13 protein-coding genes and 1 pseudogene are annotated in these 14,265 nt (G+C 67.5%); 12 read left to right on the top strand and 2 right to left on the bottom strand.

All coding sequences use genetic code 11. The features are described from left to right. Nucleotides 1–10 precede the first annotated feature (10 nt). The 5 genes from QF050_RS09170 (at nucleotide 11) to QF050_RS09190 (ending at nucleotide 5,920) form a co-directional block, all read left to right on the top strand. A complete protein-coding gene (locus tag QF050_RS09170; protein ID WP_308930169.1) occupies nucleotides 11–1,756 on the top strand; it encodes a nitrite/sulfite reductase in 1,746 nt (581 codons plus the stop codon). After that, nucleotides 1,720–2,463 carry a phosphoadenylyl-sulfate reductase gene (locus QF050_RS09175; protein ID WP_374121513.1) on the top strand — a complete coding sequence of 248 codons (744 nt, stop codon included), beginning with the start codon at nucleotides 1,720–1,722 and terminating at the stop codon, nucleotides 2,461–2,463. Before QF050_RS09170 ends, QF050_RS09175 begins: the two co-directional genes overlap by 37 nt. Further along, complete coding sequence (gene cysD, locus QF050_RS09180; protein WP_308930171.1) at nucleotides 2,460–3,524, top strand: sulfate adenylyltransferase subunit CysD; 1,065 nt, start codon at nucleotides 2,460–2,462, stop codon at nucleotides 3,522–3,524. Before QF050_RS09175 ends, cysD begins: the two co-directional genes overlap by 4 nt. Beyond that, nucleotides 3,524–4,933, top strand: coding sequence for a GTP-binding protein (locus QF050_RS09185; protein ID WP_308930172.1), 1,410 nt, complete (start codon nucleotides 3,524–3,526; stop codon nucleotides 4,931–4,933). Before cysD ends, QF050_RS09185 begins: the two co-directional genes overlap by 1 nt. A gap of 213 nt (nucleotides 4,934–5,146) precedes the next feature. Then, a complete protein-coding gene (locus QF050_RS09190) occupies nucleotides 5,147–5,920 on the top strand; it encodes a hypothetical protein (RefSeq protein WP_308930173.1) in 774 nt (257 codons plus the stop codon). 26 nt (nucleotides 5,921–5,946) lie between these two features. Here the strand turns inward: QF050_RS09190 and QF050_RS09195 are convergent, their stop codons facing one another. Then, nucleotides 5,947–6,381 carry an SRPBCC family protein gene (locus QF050_RS09195; protein WP_308930174.1) on the bottom strand — a complete coding sequence of 145 codons (435 nt, stop codon included), beginning with the start codon at nucleotides 6,379–6,381 and terminating at the stop codon, nucleotides 5,947–5,949. A 263-nt stretch (nucleotides 6,382–6,644) separates the two neighbouring features. On the opposite strand from QF050_RS09195, the gene QF050_RS09200 reads away from it, so the two are divergent. The 4 genes from QF050_RS09200 to QF050_RS09215 all read left to right on the top strand — a co-directional run bounded on the left by QF050_RS09200 (nucleotide 6,645) and on the right by QF050_RS09215 (nucleotide 10,147). Further along, nucleotides 6,645–7,775 carry an ABC transporter substrate-binding protein gene (locus QF050_RS09200; RefSeq protein ID WP_308932138.1) on the top strand — a complete coding sequence of 377 codons (1,131 nt, stop codon included), beginning with the start codon at nucleotides 6,645–6,647 and terminating at the stop codon, nucleotides 7,773–7,775. 26 nt (nucleotides 7,776–7,801) lie between these two features. Next, a complete protein-coding gene (locus QF050_RS09205; RefSeq protein ID WP_214944836.1) occupies nucleotides 7,802–8,527 on the top strand; it encodes an ABC transporter ATP-binding protein in 726 nt (241 codons plus the stop codon). Then, complete coding sequence (locus QF050_RS09210) at nucleotides 8,517–9,482, top strand: ABC transporter permease (protein ID WP_308930175.1); 966 nt, start codon at nucleotides 8,517–8,519, stop codon at nucleotides 9,480–9,482. Before QF050_RS09205 ends, QF050_RS09210 begins: the two co-directional genes overlap by 11 nt. Nucleotides 9,483–9,685: 203 nt before the next feature. After that, nucleotides 9,686–10,147, top strand: a complete 462-nt coding sequence (locus tag QF050_RS09215) for an SRPBCC family protein (RefSeq protein ID WP_308930176.1) — start codon at nucleotides 9,686–9,688, stop codon at nucleotides 10,145–10,147. A gap of 9 nt (nucleotides 10,148–10,156) precedes the next feature. Here QF050_RS09215 and QF050_RS09220 read toward each other — a convergent pair whose 3' ends face one another. Beyond that, on the bottom strand, nucleotides 10,157–10,654 hold the full coding sequence (locus QF050_RS09220; protein ID WP_308930177.1) for a cupin domain-containing protein: 498 nt from the start codon (nucleotides 10,652–10,654) through the stop codon (nucleotides 10,157–10,159). Between the two features lie 74 nt (nucleotides 10,655–10,728). Here QF050_RS09220 and QF050_RS09225 point away from each other — a divergent pair, with 74 nt between their 5' ends. From QF050_RS09225 to QF050_RS09235, 3 genes and pseudogenes are all read left to right on the top strand, one after another. Then, nucleotides 10,729–11,337 carry a helix-turn-helix domain-containing protein gene (locus QF050_RS09225; RefSeq protein WP_308930178.1) on the top strand — a complete coding sequence of 203 codons (609 nt, stop codon included), beginning with the start codon at nucleotides 10,729–10,731 and terminating at the stop codon, nucleotides 11,335–11,337. Nucleotides 11,338–11,431: 94 nt separating this feature from the next. Next, nucleotides 11,432–12,695 (top strand): annotated as a pseudogene (gene cobA / locus QF050_RS09230) (uroporphyrinogen-III C-methyltransferase). An 87-nt stretch (nucleotides 12,696–12,782) separates the two neighbouring features. Further along, nucleotides 12,783–14,249, top strand: a complete 1,467-nt coding sequence (locus tag QF050_RS09235; RefSeq protein ID WP_308930179.1) for an FAD-dependent oxidoreductase — start codon at nucleotides 12,783–12,785, stop codon at nucleotides 14,247–14,249. Nucleotides 14,250–14,265 lie beyond the last annotated feature (16 nt).

Below are 14,265 nucleotides of genomic sequence, written 5' to 3' on the forward strand. Positions count from 1 at the left end.
CAGTCGATGCATGACTGATACAGCTCTAGCCGGAGCGTCCGCGGATTCGGCTGCTCCCAAGCGCCCCGCACGCCCGTCCCGCCCCGCCGCGAAGCCGCACGGCCAGTGGAAGGTGGACGGCACGACGCCGCTGAATGCCAACGAAACCTGGAAACAGGAAGACGACGGCCTGAACGTCCGCGAGCGTATTGAGACCATCTACGCCAAGGAAGGCTTCGACGCCATCCCCAGCCAGGACCTGCACGGCCGGTTCCGCTGGTGGGGCCTGTACACCCAGCGCAAGCAGGGGATCGACGGCGGCAAGACGGCTACCTTGGAGCCGCACGAGCTTGAGGACAAGTACTTCATGCTCCGCGTGAGGATCGACGGCGGAGCGCTCACCACCGAGCAGCTGCGCGTGATCGGCCAGATCTCGGTGGACTTCGCCCGGGACTCCGCCGACCTCACCGACCGCCAGAACATCCAGCTGCACTGGATCCAGGTGGAGGACATCCCCGAGATCTGGAACCGCCTGGAGTCGGTTGGCCTGTCCACCACCGAAGCCTGCGGCGACGTACCCCGTGTCATCCTCGGCTCGCCCGTGGCCGGCATCGCCAAGGACGAGATCATCGACCCCACCCCGCTCATCGCCGAGCTGGGGGAGCGGTTCATCGGCAACCCGCTGCTGTCCAACCTGCCGCGGAAGTACAAGACCGCCATCACCGGCCACCCGAGCCAGGACGTCGTGCACGAGATCAACGACTGCGCCTTCGTGGGCATCGAACACCCCGAACTCGGCATTGGTTACGACCTGTGGGTGGGCGGCGCGCTGTCCACCAACCCCATGCTGGGCAAGCGGCTGGGCGCATTCGTCAAGCCGGACCAGGCTGCCGACGTGTGGCTCGGGGTCACCAGCATCTTCCGCGACTACGGTTACCGCCGCATGCGCACCAAGGCCCGCCTGAAGTTCCTCCTGGCCGACTGGGGCACAGAGAAGTTCCGCCAGATCCTGGAGGACGAATACCTCGGTTACAAGCTTGCCGACGGCCCCGCCGCCCCCAAGCCCGCCACTCCGGGTGACCACGTGGGCGTGCACGAGCAGAAGGACGGCAAGTTCTTCATCGGCGCCACGCCGCTTGCCGGCCGCCTCTCCGGGTCCGCCCTGGTGAAGCTCGCGGACACCCTCGAGGCCCGCGGCTCCTTCCGGCTGCGCACCACCCCGCACCAGAAACTGGTGGTCCTGGACGTCGAAAAGGACCAGGTGGAGCCCCTGGTGGCAGAACTGGACGCCCTGGGCCTGTCCGCGCGGCCCTCGGTGTTCCGCCGCGGTACCATCGCATGCACCGGCATCGAGTACTGCAAGCTGGCCATCGTTGAAACCAAGATGACGGCCGCTACCGCCGTGGCGGAGCTGGAACGCCGCCTGGCCGACCTGGCCGGGTCGGGCCAACTGCCGCAGGCACTGTCCCTGCACATCAACGGCTGCCCCAACTCCTGCGCCCGCATCCAGACGGCGGACATCGGCCTCAAGGGCATGATGCTGCCAACGCCCGACGGCGACCCCTCCCCGGGTTTCCAGGTCCACCTCGGCGGCGGCCTGGCTTCCAACGACCGCGAGGAAGCAGGCCTGGGACGCACCGTCCGCGGCCTCAAGGTGTACGTTGACGACCTGCCCGACTACGTGGAGCGCGTAGTACGCCGGTTCGTCGCCGACCGCGCCGAAGGCCAGAGCTTCGCCGAATGGGCCCACGCAGCAGACGAGGAGGCACTCCAGTGACAACCAAACTCCGCACCAAGGACGAGCTGAAGGCCATCGCCGAAGCCGGTGCGGCCGAGCTCGGCTGGGACGCCCCCGCCCGCGACGTCATCGCCTGGGTGGAGCGGAACTTCGACCTGCCCGCCGTGGCGGTCGCCTGCTCCATGGCCGACGCCGTCCTGCCCGCCCTGGTGGCCGACCAGATGCCCGGCGTCGACGTCCTGTTCCTGGAGACCGGCTACCACTTCCCGGAAACCTACGCCACGCGCGATGAAGTGGCCGCGAACCTGCGCGTCAACGTGGTGGATGTACTGCCGGAGAACACCGTGGAGCAGCAGGACCGGCTGCTGGGCAAGGACCTCTTTGCCCGTGACGCCGCCCAGTGCTGTGCGCTCCGCAAGGTGGCCCCGCTGCAGCGCACCCTGGCCGGTTACGAGCTGTGGTTCACTGGCGTCCGCCGCGACGAAGCCCCCACCCGGACCAACACGCCGCTGGTGGGCTGGGACGAGAAGAACGGCCTGGTCAAGGTCAATCCGATGGCTGCCTGGACGTTCGACCAGCTGGTCCAGTACTCCGACGACAACCTCCTGCCCGTCAACCCGCTGCTTTCCCAGGGCTACCCCTCCATTGGCTGCCAGCCCTGCACCCGGAAGGTGGCGCCGGGCGAAGATCCCCGGGCCGGCCGCTGGGCAGGATCCGACAAGACAGAATGCGGGCTACACGTATGAGCACCCAAACCACCAACGAGGATCTGGAGCTGTCTGTGTTGGAAACTGACGCTACTGAGACGCCGAATGCCGCCCAGGGAGTGGCATCGGGCCTGTCGGAGCCGCGCGCTGGGCTGATCGAAGATCAGCCGCGCGGCGAAGGGGCGGGGGCGGCATTCGGCGTCTCAGCCCGACTGTCCAGCCTGGACACCCTGGAGTCCGAGGCCATCCACATCATCCGCGAGGTTGTTGCCGAATTCGAAAAGCCCGCGCTGCTGTTCTCCGGCGGCAAGGACTCCGTGGTGATGCTGCACCTGGCCACCAAGGCGTTCTGGCCGGGCAAGGTGCCGTTCCCCGTGCTGCACGTGGACACCGGCCACAACTTCCCCGAGGTTATCGACTTCCGCGACCGCACCGTGGAGCGCCTGGGCCTCAAGCTCGTCGTCGGCTCCGTGCAGGAGTTCATCGACCGCGGCGAACTGGCTGAGCGTGCCGACGGCACCCGCAACCCGCTGCAGACCGTCCCGCTGCTGGACGCCATCCAGCAGAACAAGTTCGACGCCGTCTTCGGCGGCGGCCGCCGCGACGAGGACAAGGCCCGGGCAAAGGAGCGGATCCTGAGCCTGCGCGACGAGTTCGGCCAGTGGGACCCCCGCAACCAGCGCCCCGAGCTGTGGAACCTGTACAACGGCCGCCACACAGTGGGCCAGCACGTCCGCGCGTTCCCCATCAGCAACTGGACCGAGCTGGACATCTGGCGCTACATCGAGCGCGAGAACATCGAGCTGCCGGGCCTGTACTACGCCCACGAGCGCGAGGTCTTCGCCCGCGACGGCATGTGGCGCGCGGTCGGCGAGGTGTCCCAGCCGCGCCCCGATGAGGAAGTCATCACCAAGACCGTCCGCTACCGGACCGTGGGGGACATGTCCTGCACCGGCGCCGTGGAGTCCAACGCCTACACGGTGTCCGACGTCGTGGTGGAAGTCGCCGCCTCCACCCTCACCGAACGTGGCGCCACCCGCGCAGATGACCGCATCTCCGAGGCCGCCATGGAAGACCGCAAGAAGGACGGGTACTTCTAATGAGCACGATTTCCGAGGTTTCGACAGGCTCAATCAACGACAGCCTGCCCACTACGCTCTTCCGCTTCGCCACCGCGGGATCGGTCGACGACGGCAAGTCCACTTTGGTGGGCCGCCTCCTGCACGATTCCAAGGCGATCCTTGCGGACCAGCTCGACGCCGTTGCCCGCACCTCCGCGGACCGCGGCTTCGGCGGCGACAAGGGCGGAATTGACCTGGCCCTGCTGACCGATGGCCTGCGCGCCGAACGCGAACAGGGCATCACCATCGACGTGGCCTACCGCTACTTCGCCACCGACCGCCGCAGCTTCATCCTCGCCGACTGCCCCGGGCACGTCCAGTACACCAAGAACACGGTGACCGGCGCATCCACCGCGGATGCCGTCGTCGTCCTTATCGACGCCCGCAAGGGTGTGCTGGAGCAGACCCGCCGGCACCTGTCGGTGCTGCAGCTGCTGCGCGTGGCGCACGTGATCGTGGCCGTGAACAAGATCGACCTGGTGGACTTCAGCGAATCCGTGTTCCGCGGGATCGAAGCCGACGTGCAGCAGGTGGGCCGCGAACTGGGGCTCGGTTCGGACGGCATCTCCGACCTCCTGGTCATCCCGGTGTCCGCCCTCGACGGCGACAACGTGGTGGACCGCTCGGAGCGGACCCCTTGGTACACCGGCCCCGCGCTGCTGGAGGTCCTCGAGACCCTCCCGGCCGCTGATGAGCTCGAGAGCCACCTGGAAAGCTTCCGTTTCCCGGTCCAGCTGGTCGTCCGGCCGCAGGGCGCCCTGGCTCCTGACGCCGTCGCCGCCGGCCTGGACGTGGAGGCGTACCGCGACTACCGCGCCTATGCCGGGCAGATCACCGAAGGCTCAGTGAAGGTGGGGGACCAGGTCTCCGTCCTTACGCCGGGCCAATCCCCTCGGACCACCACCGTGGTGGGCATCGACTTCGCCGGTGCTTCCCTGGCGGAAGCCGCCGCTCCGCAGTCGGTGGCCCTCCGGCTGGCGGACGAGTTCGACGTCGCCCGCGGTGACACCATCGCCGCTGCCGGGACCGTCCGGGAAGCCTCCGCCGACCTGTACGCCGCCCTTTGCTGGCTCTCGCCCAAGCCGCTTCGCGAAGGCCAGAAGGTGCTGGTCAAGCACGGCACCCGGACGGTGCAGGGGATGGTCCGCAACGTCTCCGGCAAGCTGGACCTGGCCACCTTCAAGCTGGAGGCGGCGTCAAGCCTGGAGCTCAACGACATCGGCAACGCGCAGCTCCGGCTCGCCGCCCCGCTGCCGCTGGAGAACTACCTGCACCACCGCCGCACCGGCGCGTTCCTGGTGATCGATCCGCTGGACGGCAACACCCTGGCCGCCGGCCTCGTCAAGGACCACCCGGGGGACCACGAGGACGAGCGCTACAGCATCTAGTTCCTGTCCGGATCGCCGGAACGCTGCAAGGTCGCCGGAACGCTACGGCTCCCCGGCAGCGTTCCGGCGATTTCGCGTTCCTGCGGCAACCCGCACGTTAACCGCAATGGTGCCCGCCGGATCTTTCCCGGCGAATGGCGGCATGGGAAGCTCAGGCATTGTTTCTCGATGCCCGGGGGGTTCCAGGCCCGGGCCATTCGTTCAGGAGGCGCGATGCCAGCCATCCACCGGTGGCGCACCAAAGCGGTACTGGTATTCGCGCGCGATGCCCGGGACTGGCGGATCACCCGGCGCCAGGCACTGATGCTCGCCCTGCTCCCCGTCGGCATTGCGATGGCAGCTGCGGCCACGGTCCTTTATCCGCCGCTGTACATCTGGCTCCTCGCCGAAGACTCGCTGGTGGAATGGCTGCAGTTCCTCAGCCTCCTGGGCGCGGCCATCTTCCTGACCTTCCTCGCTGTCCGGCTCCCGGCGTCCGGACAGAAGGGCATGGCTCTTGTTTACGGGCTGGTTGGCGCCGGGGCCTGGTTCCTCGCCGGCGAGGAAATCTCCTGGGGCCAGCGGATTTTTGGCTGGCAGACTCCCGAATCCATGGAGCAGATCAACAGGCAGGGCGAAACCACCCTGCACAACATCCGGGGCGTGCAGGAACTGGTCCCGGCCGCCATGCTCCTGGCCAGCCTGTACGGTGCGTGCGCCCCCCTGGTTTGGGCGGCGGTCCGGGCACGCTGGAAGAAGGCTGCGTTCCTGCACCTGCTCATCCCGCCCCTGGGCCTGGTGCCGGCTTTCGGGCTGGCCGCGGCGTACCGGCTCTTCCGCCTGTTGGTGTGGCCGGCGGCCGATTACGGAATTTCTGAGTATTCCGAAGTGATGGAGCTCTGCCTGTACCTGGGATTGGCGTTGTTCTGCTGGCTCAACGTGCGCCGTCTGTTCCAGCACCGGGCGAGCGTGGCAGGGCCCCGCCACCGCTTGGCAAGCACCGCCTGAGTTCCCGATCGTTCATTGGACCTCCGCTATCGGCCCTCGAGGATGGCCTTCAGTTTCTGCAGGTCCCGGCGGGTCTCACGCCGGATCATTGGCTCCATGAACAACCCTGCCAGCCTGGAGAAACCCGAGGGGCTCCCGCTGTTGCCGAGCGTCATGCGCGTCCCGCCGTCGTCGTCCGTCCAGGTGTAGGTGGTCTGCATGGGGAAGGGGCCCTGGGCCGTCCGCATCACCAGTCTCTCGCCGGCGACGAAGTCCACGAACTCGTAGGTATATTTCAGCTCCCGGCCCAGGAATCTTGCGGTGAACGCCACCTTGGAGCCCACCCCGGCAGGGCCCACGCTGAGCCGCTGCGAGCTGTGGATGTTCCGGTACCACTTGGGCGCGTTCTCAGGGGCCGCCGCGTACTCCGCCACTTCACTTCGGGGCTTGTCGATGTGGATCTCGGTCTGGACGTTCACCATGCCTGGTCTCCTTGCAGCTGCGGGGTGCCATTGCGGTAAGCCTCGTAGCCACGTTAGCCGGGACGCGGAGGAGGCGCACCTGCGGGCGGGTCCGGCACATGCTGCGGCAGTTGGTCAACGTTGCGGCGCCTGAATCTGCGAAACCGGGCATCCGGGCGGCCGAATGTGACGCTACATGAACGTGCGTGACCCCCCGTTTCCGCGTCGTTGAACGGGTTTGGGCCACTCCCTATGGTGAAACAATGACTAGTTCCAAGCCCGGGATGACCCGCATCGTGGCAGGCGAAAGCGCGGTTCCCAAGCGCAAGCGTGCCGTCGAGGCTGCCCTGGCCATCGGGCTTGTGCTGCTGATCGCCATCGGGGCCATCGTTGCCTCGAACATCTCCCGTAACGCCGAGGCCCAGGCGGCGGAGCCCAGCCCTGCGGCCGACCTGAAGCTCGGCTACTTCGGCAACGTCACGCACGCCCCGGCCCTTGTCGGCGTCAAGAAAGGCTTCCTGCAGCAAGCGCTCGGCAGCACCAAGCTCAGCACCGAAACCTTCAACGCCGGGCCGGCCGCCATCGAAGCCCTGAACGCCGGAGCCATCGACGCCGCCTACATCGGTCCCAACCCCGCCATCAACTCCTTCGCCAAGAGCCAGGGGCAGTCCGTGCGCGTCATCGCCGGGGCCGCCGCGGGCGGCGCGCAGCTCGTGGTCAAGCCCGGGATCAACTCCGCCGCGGACCTCAGGGGCAAGACCCTTGCCTCACCCCAGCTGGGCGGGACCCAGGACGTCGCCCTCCGCGCCTGGCTTTCCAAACAGGGGTATAAGACCAGCGTGGACGGCAGCGGCGACGTCGCCATCAACCCCACGGACAACGCCCAGACCCTGAAGCTGTTCCAGGACGGAAAGCTCGACGGCGCATGGTTGCCTGAGCCTTGGGCCTCCCGCCTGGTGCTTCAGGCCGGAGCCAAAGTCCTGGTGGACGAAAAGGACCTGTGGGACGGAACCGGAACCGGCAAGCCGGGCGAGTTCCCCACCACCATCCTGATCGTGAACCAGAAATACGCGGCTGACCACCCGGACACCATCGAGGCCCTGCTCAAGGGCAACGCCGAGTCCGTTGCGTGGCTCAACTCCGCGCCCGCCGATGAGAAAGCGAACCTCATCAACGCCGCCCTGCAGGAATCCGCCGGGGCAGCACTGCCAAACGACGTCCTCACCAGGTCGCTGGCCAACATCAAGTTCACCCTCGACCCGCTGGCCGGCAGCTATCCCAAGCTGCTGCAGGATGGCGTGGACGCGGGAACCACCAAGAAGGCCGACATCAACGGACTCTTCGACCTCCGTGCACTCAACCAGGTCATCGGCGGCGCCGACAAGATCTCCGCGGCCGGCCTCGGCCAGGACTGACCCACCCACTACCTAAGGACGGCACCATGCCAGTCGTACTGGAACACCTGGGCAAGCGCTTCGGCGACGGCGCCCCGGTACTGGACGACGTCAACGCCAACATCAGGCAGGGCGAGTTCGTTGCCCTCCTCGGTGCCTCCGGCTGCGGCAAATCCACCCTCCTGAACATCATCGCGGGACTGGAAGCGCCGACGTCGGGCGCCCTGGAAGTCCCGAGCGACGGCGCCGCCTTCATGTTCCAGGACGCCGCCCTCTTCCCATGGCTGACCGCCCGGGAAAACATCGAACTGGCCCTGAAGCTTCGCGGTGTGGGCAAGGCCGAGCGCCGCACCAAGGCCCAGGAACTCCTGGAACTGGTACACCTTGGCTCCGCCGGGGACAAGCGGCCGCACGAACTCTCCGGCGGCATGCGGCAGCGCGTCTCGCTGGCCCGCTCGCTGGCGCAGGACCGGCAGCTGCTCCTCATGGATGAACCGTTTGCCGCGCTGGACGCCATCACCCGCGACCTGTTGCACGACGAGCTGGAACGCATCTGGAAGGAAACCGGACGCACCATCGTGTTCGTCACCCACAATGTCCGCGAGGCCGTCCGCCTGGGACAGCGCGTCCTGCTGCTGTCCTCCCGCCCCGGCCGCGTGGTCCAGGAATGGGCCGTCACCGAGGAACACCGAACCGATGCCGGGCTCGCCGGCCAGCTTACCGGGGTCATCACCGCCCGGCTGCGGGAGGAGATTCGCCGCCATGCCAAGTAACCCACCCCTGGTTGAGGAGGAGCCGGTGGTTGAGCCTGTCGAAACCACAACTGCTGAAACCCGGCACGTCCATGCCGCTTTGACCCGGACCTCCAGCGGGCACGAGGACCTCCGCGAACTCGAATCCGGTTTGGACTCCCTGCAGTCCGACGCCGAAAGTAAGCACCGGATCGACTGGAGCCGAATCTTCCTGCCCGTGGCCGCCCTGGTGGTCCTGGTACTGGTCTGGCAGTTCTATGTCTCGCTCGGCGTCAAGCGCCGCGACCTGGTTCCCGGACCGCTGGACGTCCTCGGCCAGCTGGGCATTCTCTGGAGCGACGGCAAGCTGCAGGAATCTGTTTGGACTTCACTGCAGCGCGGCGTGGTGGGTTTCGTCATCTCGGTGGCCATTGCGACCCCGGCAGGACTGCTCCTGGCCCAGGTGGCACCGCTGCGGCGCGCCTTCGGCCCGCTCATCTCCGGCCTGCAGGTGCTGCCCTCGGTGGCGTGGGTCCCCGCGGCCATCATCTGGTTCGGCCTCACCGACGCCACCGTCTACTTCGTGGTGTTCATGGGCGCCATCCCGTCCATCATCAACGGGCTCATCTCCGGCGTGGACCAGATCCCGCCGCAATACCGCAGGGTGGGCACCGTCCTGGGCGCGTCAAGGCTCCAGATGGCCCTGCAGATTGTCCTGCCGGCTGCGCTGCCCGGTTACCTGGGCGGCCTGAAGCAGGGCTGGGCCTTCTCCTGGCGTTCCCTCATGGCCGCCGAAATCATTGCGGTGGGCGGCACCATCGGCTTCGGCCTTGGTTCGCTGCTGGACCAGGGGCGGACCCTCTCCGACATGGCCGTGGTCATGGGCGCCATCCTCCTGATCCTGGCGGTGGGCATCCTGATCGAACTGCTGGTCTTCGGCCCCATCGAGAAGCGGCTCCTCCGCAGCCGCGGGCTCCTGGCCGGCAGCACCCGCTGACCCAGCCCGTTCCCAAGGCACCCTTCAGAGCCCGACGGCGACCTCCCGCCGTCGGGCTCTCTTGTCTCCTGACGGCCTGCCGCGGCCGTGCCGGGGCACTTTGACACGGACACGCGGGATTTTGGGGCCGGTTCGACGCCGGGACTCACGAAAGAGCCCCGGCACCGCGGCTTCCACCAGGAGAGCCATGGCAGACTGGCCGGATGACCGCCAGCTTCGAGTGCCGCACCGAATCCCCGCTGCCGGTGGAGCGCCTCTTCGACCTGGCCCGCAGCATCGATGCGCATGTGGACTCGCAGCGGGCGTCCGGGGAGCGCGCGGTGGCCGGCGTAACCAGCGGCCTTATCGGGGAAGGCCAGGAGGTGACGTGGCGGGCCTGGCACTTCGGCATCCCGCTCACCATGACCAGCCGGGTCACCCATTTGGATTACCCCCGCAGCTTCACCGACAAACAAGTCAAGGGTCCCTTCAAGGCCTTCCGGCACGTCCACGAATTCGAGCCCACGGCCACGGGAAGCGTGATGATTGACCGGCTGGAGTTCACCGCGCCGCTGGGTGTGCTGGGCCGCGGCGTCGAACGCCTGTTCCTTGCCCGGTATCTGGAACGCCTTATCAGGGGGCGGGGGCAATTCCTCGCGGCCGGCCGGATTGCCGGAAGCAGCTAGCCGCTGCGGCTACGCGAAGGGCGGCGGCCCAATGATCTCGATTCCGCCGTGGGCCTGGCCGGATGCCCGAATCCGGCTGAAGTCCACCATTCCTGAACCGTCCGGGGTATCGGTCCCGGACAGTGGTTCGCTGGCGCCGTCGTAGAAGGACTGGGCACTGCCCGGCGTCTGGAGGCACAGTATCCGGGTGCCTTCCTGCAGCACTTTGAAGGCGTGGGGAAGGCCTCGTGGTGCCATGGCCACGCCGCCGGCGGGGATCCGGTGCTCAGTTCCGTCAAGGTTCACCAGGATCTCGCCCGCCAAAACGTAGAGGGTTTCGTCCGAATCGGGGTGGGTGTGGAGTGGGGTGACCTTGTTAAGGGCCATCTCGTCCTCGAACAGCAGGAACGCCCCGCCCGTCTCCTCCTGCCTGGCCTTCCAGGTGTGCACTCCGCCGCCGTAGAACCAGCGTCTGGGTCCTTCGCCGGGCTGGCGGACCAGGGATGATGAGCCGTTCTTCGTTTCCATGCTGTTCGCCTCGATGCGTCGGGAAACTTTATGGGACGGGCGTCCCATAACAAGACTGAGGTACCATGAAGGACATGTCAAGACCCTATGCGGACAGCGGGCGGACCAGCCAGAAGCGCCGGACGATGGATGCGCTTGTGGCCGCGGCCAGGACTCTGGTTGCCGCCGGCAGGACGCCTACCGTGGACGAGGCCGCGCAGGCGGCCGGGGTGGCGCGGAGTACTGCCTACCGCTATTTCCCGGGCCAACGGGACCTGCTCGCCGCGGCGCACCCTGAGACCGCACGGACCTCGATGCTGCCGGACACTCCGCCCCAGGACGCGGCCGGGCGGCTCGACGCCGTGGTGGTGGAGTTCACCCGGATGATCCTGGAGACCGAGGCGCAGCAGCGGACCATGCTGCGCTTGTCGCTTGAGTCCGCAGACGGTCCCGACCGGAGCCTACCGCTGCGCCAGGGGCGTGCCATCGGCTGGCTTACCGAAGCGCTGGCGCCGCTGCGGGGGGAGCTGACTGATGACCAGGTCCACAAGCTGGTGCTGGCCATCCGCAGCGCCACTGGCATTGAAGCCCTGGTCTGGCTGACGGATGTGGGCGGGCTCGGCCGGGATGAGGCCATCGAGTCAATGCGGTGGACTGCCAACGCGTTGCTGGCCAAGGCGCAGGCCGATGGCCTGTGGGGCTGACGGCACCGGATCCTTTGTGACGCAGCATTACCTTACGTGAACTGGTGTTGCTCGGCCTTTGTTGGCGAATGTGACGCGGCCCTACCGTTGATTCATGGCAATTCAGGACATATACCCCACGGCGCTGCGGCTGCTCGGCCGCCCCGTGCTGGTGGTGGGCGGCGGCCCCGTTGCAGCCCGCCGCGCCAAGGGCCTGCTCGACGCCGGGGCAGTGGTCACCGTCGTGGCCCCGGTTGCCTCGCCCGCGCTGAAGGACATGGCCGACGCCGGCCTGCTCACCTGGGAAGCGCGGCCCTACCTCTCCAGCGACGTCGACGGCGTGTGGTTCGCGCAGACCGCCACCGGCGATCCGGAGGTGGATGCCCAGGTGTCGGCCGACGCGGAGGCGCAGCGGGTTTGGTGCGTCAACGCCTCCAACCATGAAGCGTCTGCCGCCTGGACACCCGCCGTGGCAGAGGTGGATGACGTGAAGATCGCCGTGAACGCCGGGGGAGATCCGCGCCGCGCAATGGCTGTCCGGGACGCCGTCGCCACCGCCCTGGAAACCGGAGACCTGCCGCTGCGCCGCCGCCGCGCGCACCAGGGATCCGTTGCCCTGGTGGGTGGCGGTCCCGGCGATACCGGCCTCATTACCGTCCGCGGCCGCCGGCTCCTGGGCCAGGCCGACGTCGTCGTTGCTGACCGCCTGGGCCCGCGCGGCCTCCTTAACGAACTCGCCCCGGACGTCCGGGTCATCGAAGTCGGCAAGACTCCCGGCCACCACCCAGTGCCGCAGGCGGAGATCAATCGCATCCTGGTGGCGGAGGCACAACAGGGGCACCGTGTGGTCCGGCTCAAGGGCGGGGACCCCTATGTCCTGGGCCGTGGCGGTGAGGAAGCCGAGTACTGCCGGCAGCATGGTGTGGAGGTTGAGGTGGTCTCCGGCGTTACGTCAGCCATCTCCGTCCCGGCCGCCGCGGGCATTCCCGTCACGCACCGTGGACTGGCGAAGGGGTTCAGCGTGGTTACCGGCCACGAGGAACTCTCCGAAGTTCCTGCCCGCCCGGACCACACCATCGTCCTGCTGATGGGCGTCGGGTAAGCTCCGGGAATCCGCGTCCGCGCTGGGCGAAGCTGGCCTGCCGGAGGACACCCCTGTTGGTATCGTGGAAAACGGTTATCTGCCGGACCAGCGCGTCACCATTGGCACGCTTGGTTCCATCGCGGACCAGGCCGAAGCTGCCGGTGTTGCCAACCCGGCCGTGATCGTCATCGGTGACGTGGTGCGCGTGAGCCCGTTCGCGCCGTCGCACTTCAAAACCGCTGACTACGGCACCACCACCCCGAACAGCCCCCGCAAGACCGCCCTCACCACCTGAAACCCATCGATTGCTCCGTAATTGTCGTTATGAGCCTTCAAAACGGCAATGACTCAGCAATCGATGCAGAAGAAAAGGAACACAGCCGTGTCATCCAGCACCACCGTAGGAACTGCTGCGCGTCCGCTCCGCGTCGCCGTCGTTGGCTCCGGCCCCGCCGGCGTCTACGCAGCCGACATCCTCACCAAGAGCGAGGCCGTCAAGAGCGGCGAGCTGACCGTCAGCATTGACCTCTTCGACCGCTACCCGGCACCCTACGGCCTGATCCGCTACGGCGTGGCCCCGGACCACCCCCGCATCAAGGGCATCGTCAACGCCCTGCACAAGGTCCTGGACCGCGGCGACATCCGCTTCTTCGGCAACGTGGACTACGGCACGGACCTCACCATCGAGGACCTCCGCACCCACTACGACGCCGTCATCTTCGCCACCGGCGCCATCAAGGACGCGGACCTGAACATCCCCGGCATCGAACTGGACGGCTCCTACGGCGGCGCCGACTTCGTCTCCTGGTACGACGGCCACCCGGACGTGCCCCGCGAATGGCCGCTGGAGGCCAAGGAGATTGCCGTGATCGGCAACGGCAACGTGGCCCTGGACGTGGCCCGCGTCCTGTCCAAGCACGCCGACGACCTCCTGGTCTCCGAAATCCCGGACAACGTCTACGCCGGCCTGAAGGCTTCGCCGGTGACCGACGTACACGTCTTCGGACGCCGCGGCCCCGCCCAGGTCAAGTTCACCCCGCTGGAGCTCCGCGAGCTGTCCCACTCCAAGGACGTGGACATCATCCTGTACCCGGAGGACTTCGAGTTCGACGAGGAATCGGACCGCCAGATCCAGACCAACAACCAGACCAAGACCATGGTGGGCACGCTCACCAACTGGATCGCCGAGCAGCCCGAGGACGTCTCCGAGCTCAAGGCTTCCCGCCGCCTGCACCTGCACTTCCTGCACAGCCCGGTGGAGATCTATGACGACGCCGAGGCGCCGGGCAAGGTGGCCGGCATCAAGTTCGAGCGCACCGAGCTCGACGGCACCGGCAACGCCCGCGGCACCGGCGAATACGTGGACTACCCGGTCCAGGCCGTCTACCGCGCCATCGGCTACTTCGGCTCTGCCCTGCCGGAGATCGAGTTCGACCACAAGAAGGGCGTCATCCCGAACGACGGCGGCCGCGTCCTGGATGCCTCGGGCGCCCACGTGCCGGGCATCTACGCTACCGGCTGGATCAAGCGCGGCCCCATCGGCCTGATCGGGCACACCAAGGGCGATGCTCTGGAAACCGTGACCTACCTGCTGGAAGACCGCGAAAACCTCCCCGTTGCCGAGGCACCTGCTGAGGACGCCGTCGTCGAGCTCCTCGATGCCCGCGGCGTGAAGTTCACGTCCTGGGAAGGCTGGCTGGCACTGGACGCCCACGAACTGGCGCTTGGCGCGGCGGCCACCGAAGCCGGCGGCTCACACGGCGTCCAGGTCAAGCGTGAGCGCATCAAAGTGGTGCCGCGCGAGGACATGGTATCCATCTCCCGTGACGGCGTGACCGCCCAGGTCTAGGCCTTTGGAACAGCAG

The sequence above is a fragment of the Arthrobacter sp. SLBN-112 genome (assembly GCF_030944625.1).
Classification (GTDB): Bacteria; Actinomycetota; Actinomycetes; order Actinomycetales; family Micrococcaceae; genus Arthrobacter.

What these genes read in the sequence shown, in the direction of transcription:
- QF050_RS09170 (WP_308930169.1), top strand. Translation starts at nt 11, where the DNA reads ATGACTGATACAGCTCTAGCCGGAGCGTCCGCGGATTCGGCTGCTCCC.
- QF050_RS09175 (WP_374121513.1), top strand. Translation starts at nt 1,720, where the DNA reads ATGGGCCCACGCAGCAGACGAGGAGGCACTCCAGTGACAACCAAACTC.
- cysD (WP_308930171.1), top strand. Translation starts at nt 2,460, where the DNA reads ATGAGCACCCAAACCACCAACGAGGATCTGGAGCTGTCTGTGTTGGAA.
- QF050_RS09185 (WP_308930172.1), top strand. Translation starts at nt 3,524, where the DNA reads ATGAGCACGATTTCCGAGGTTTCGACAGGCTCAATCAACGACAGCCTG.
- QF050_RS09190 (WP_308930173.1), top strand. Translation starts at nt 5,147, where the DNA reads ATGCCAGCCATCCACCGGTGGCGCACCAAAGCGGTACTGGTATTCGCG.
- QF050_RS09195 (WP_308930174.1), bottom strand. Translation starts at nt 6,381, where the DNA reads ATGGTGAACGTCCAGACCGAGATCCACATCGACAAGCCCCGAAGTGAA.
- QF050_RS09200 (WP_308932138.1), top strand. Translation starts at nt 6,645, where the DNA reads ATGACCCGCATCGTGGCAGGCGAAAGCGCGGTTCCCAAGCGCAAGCGT.
- QF050_RS09205 (WP_214944836.1), top strand. Translation starts at nt 7,802, where the DNA reads ATGCCAGTCGTACTGGAACACCTGGGCAAGCGCTTCGGCGACGGCGCC.
- QF050_RS09210 (WP_308930175.1), top strand. Translation starts at nt 8,517, where the DNA reads ATGCCAAGTAACCCACCCCTGGTTGAGGAGGAGCCGGTGGTTGAGCCT.
- QF050_RS09215 (WP_308930176.1), top strand. Translation starts at nt 9,686, where the DNA reads ATGACCGCCAGCTTCGAGTGCCGCACCGAATCCCCGCTGCCGGTGGAG.
- QF050_RS09220 (WP_308930177.1), bottom strand. Translation starts at nt 10,654, where the DNA reads ATGGAAACGAAGAACGGCTCATCATCCCTGGTCCGCCAGCCCGGCGAA.
- QF050_RS09225 (WP_308930178.1), top strand. Translation starts at nt 10,729, where the DNA reads ATGTCAAGACCCTATGCGGACAGCGGGCGGACCAGCCAGAAGCGCCGG.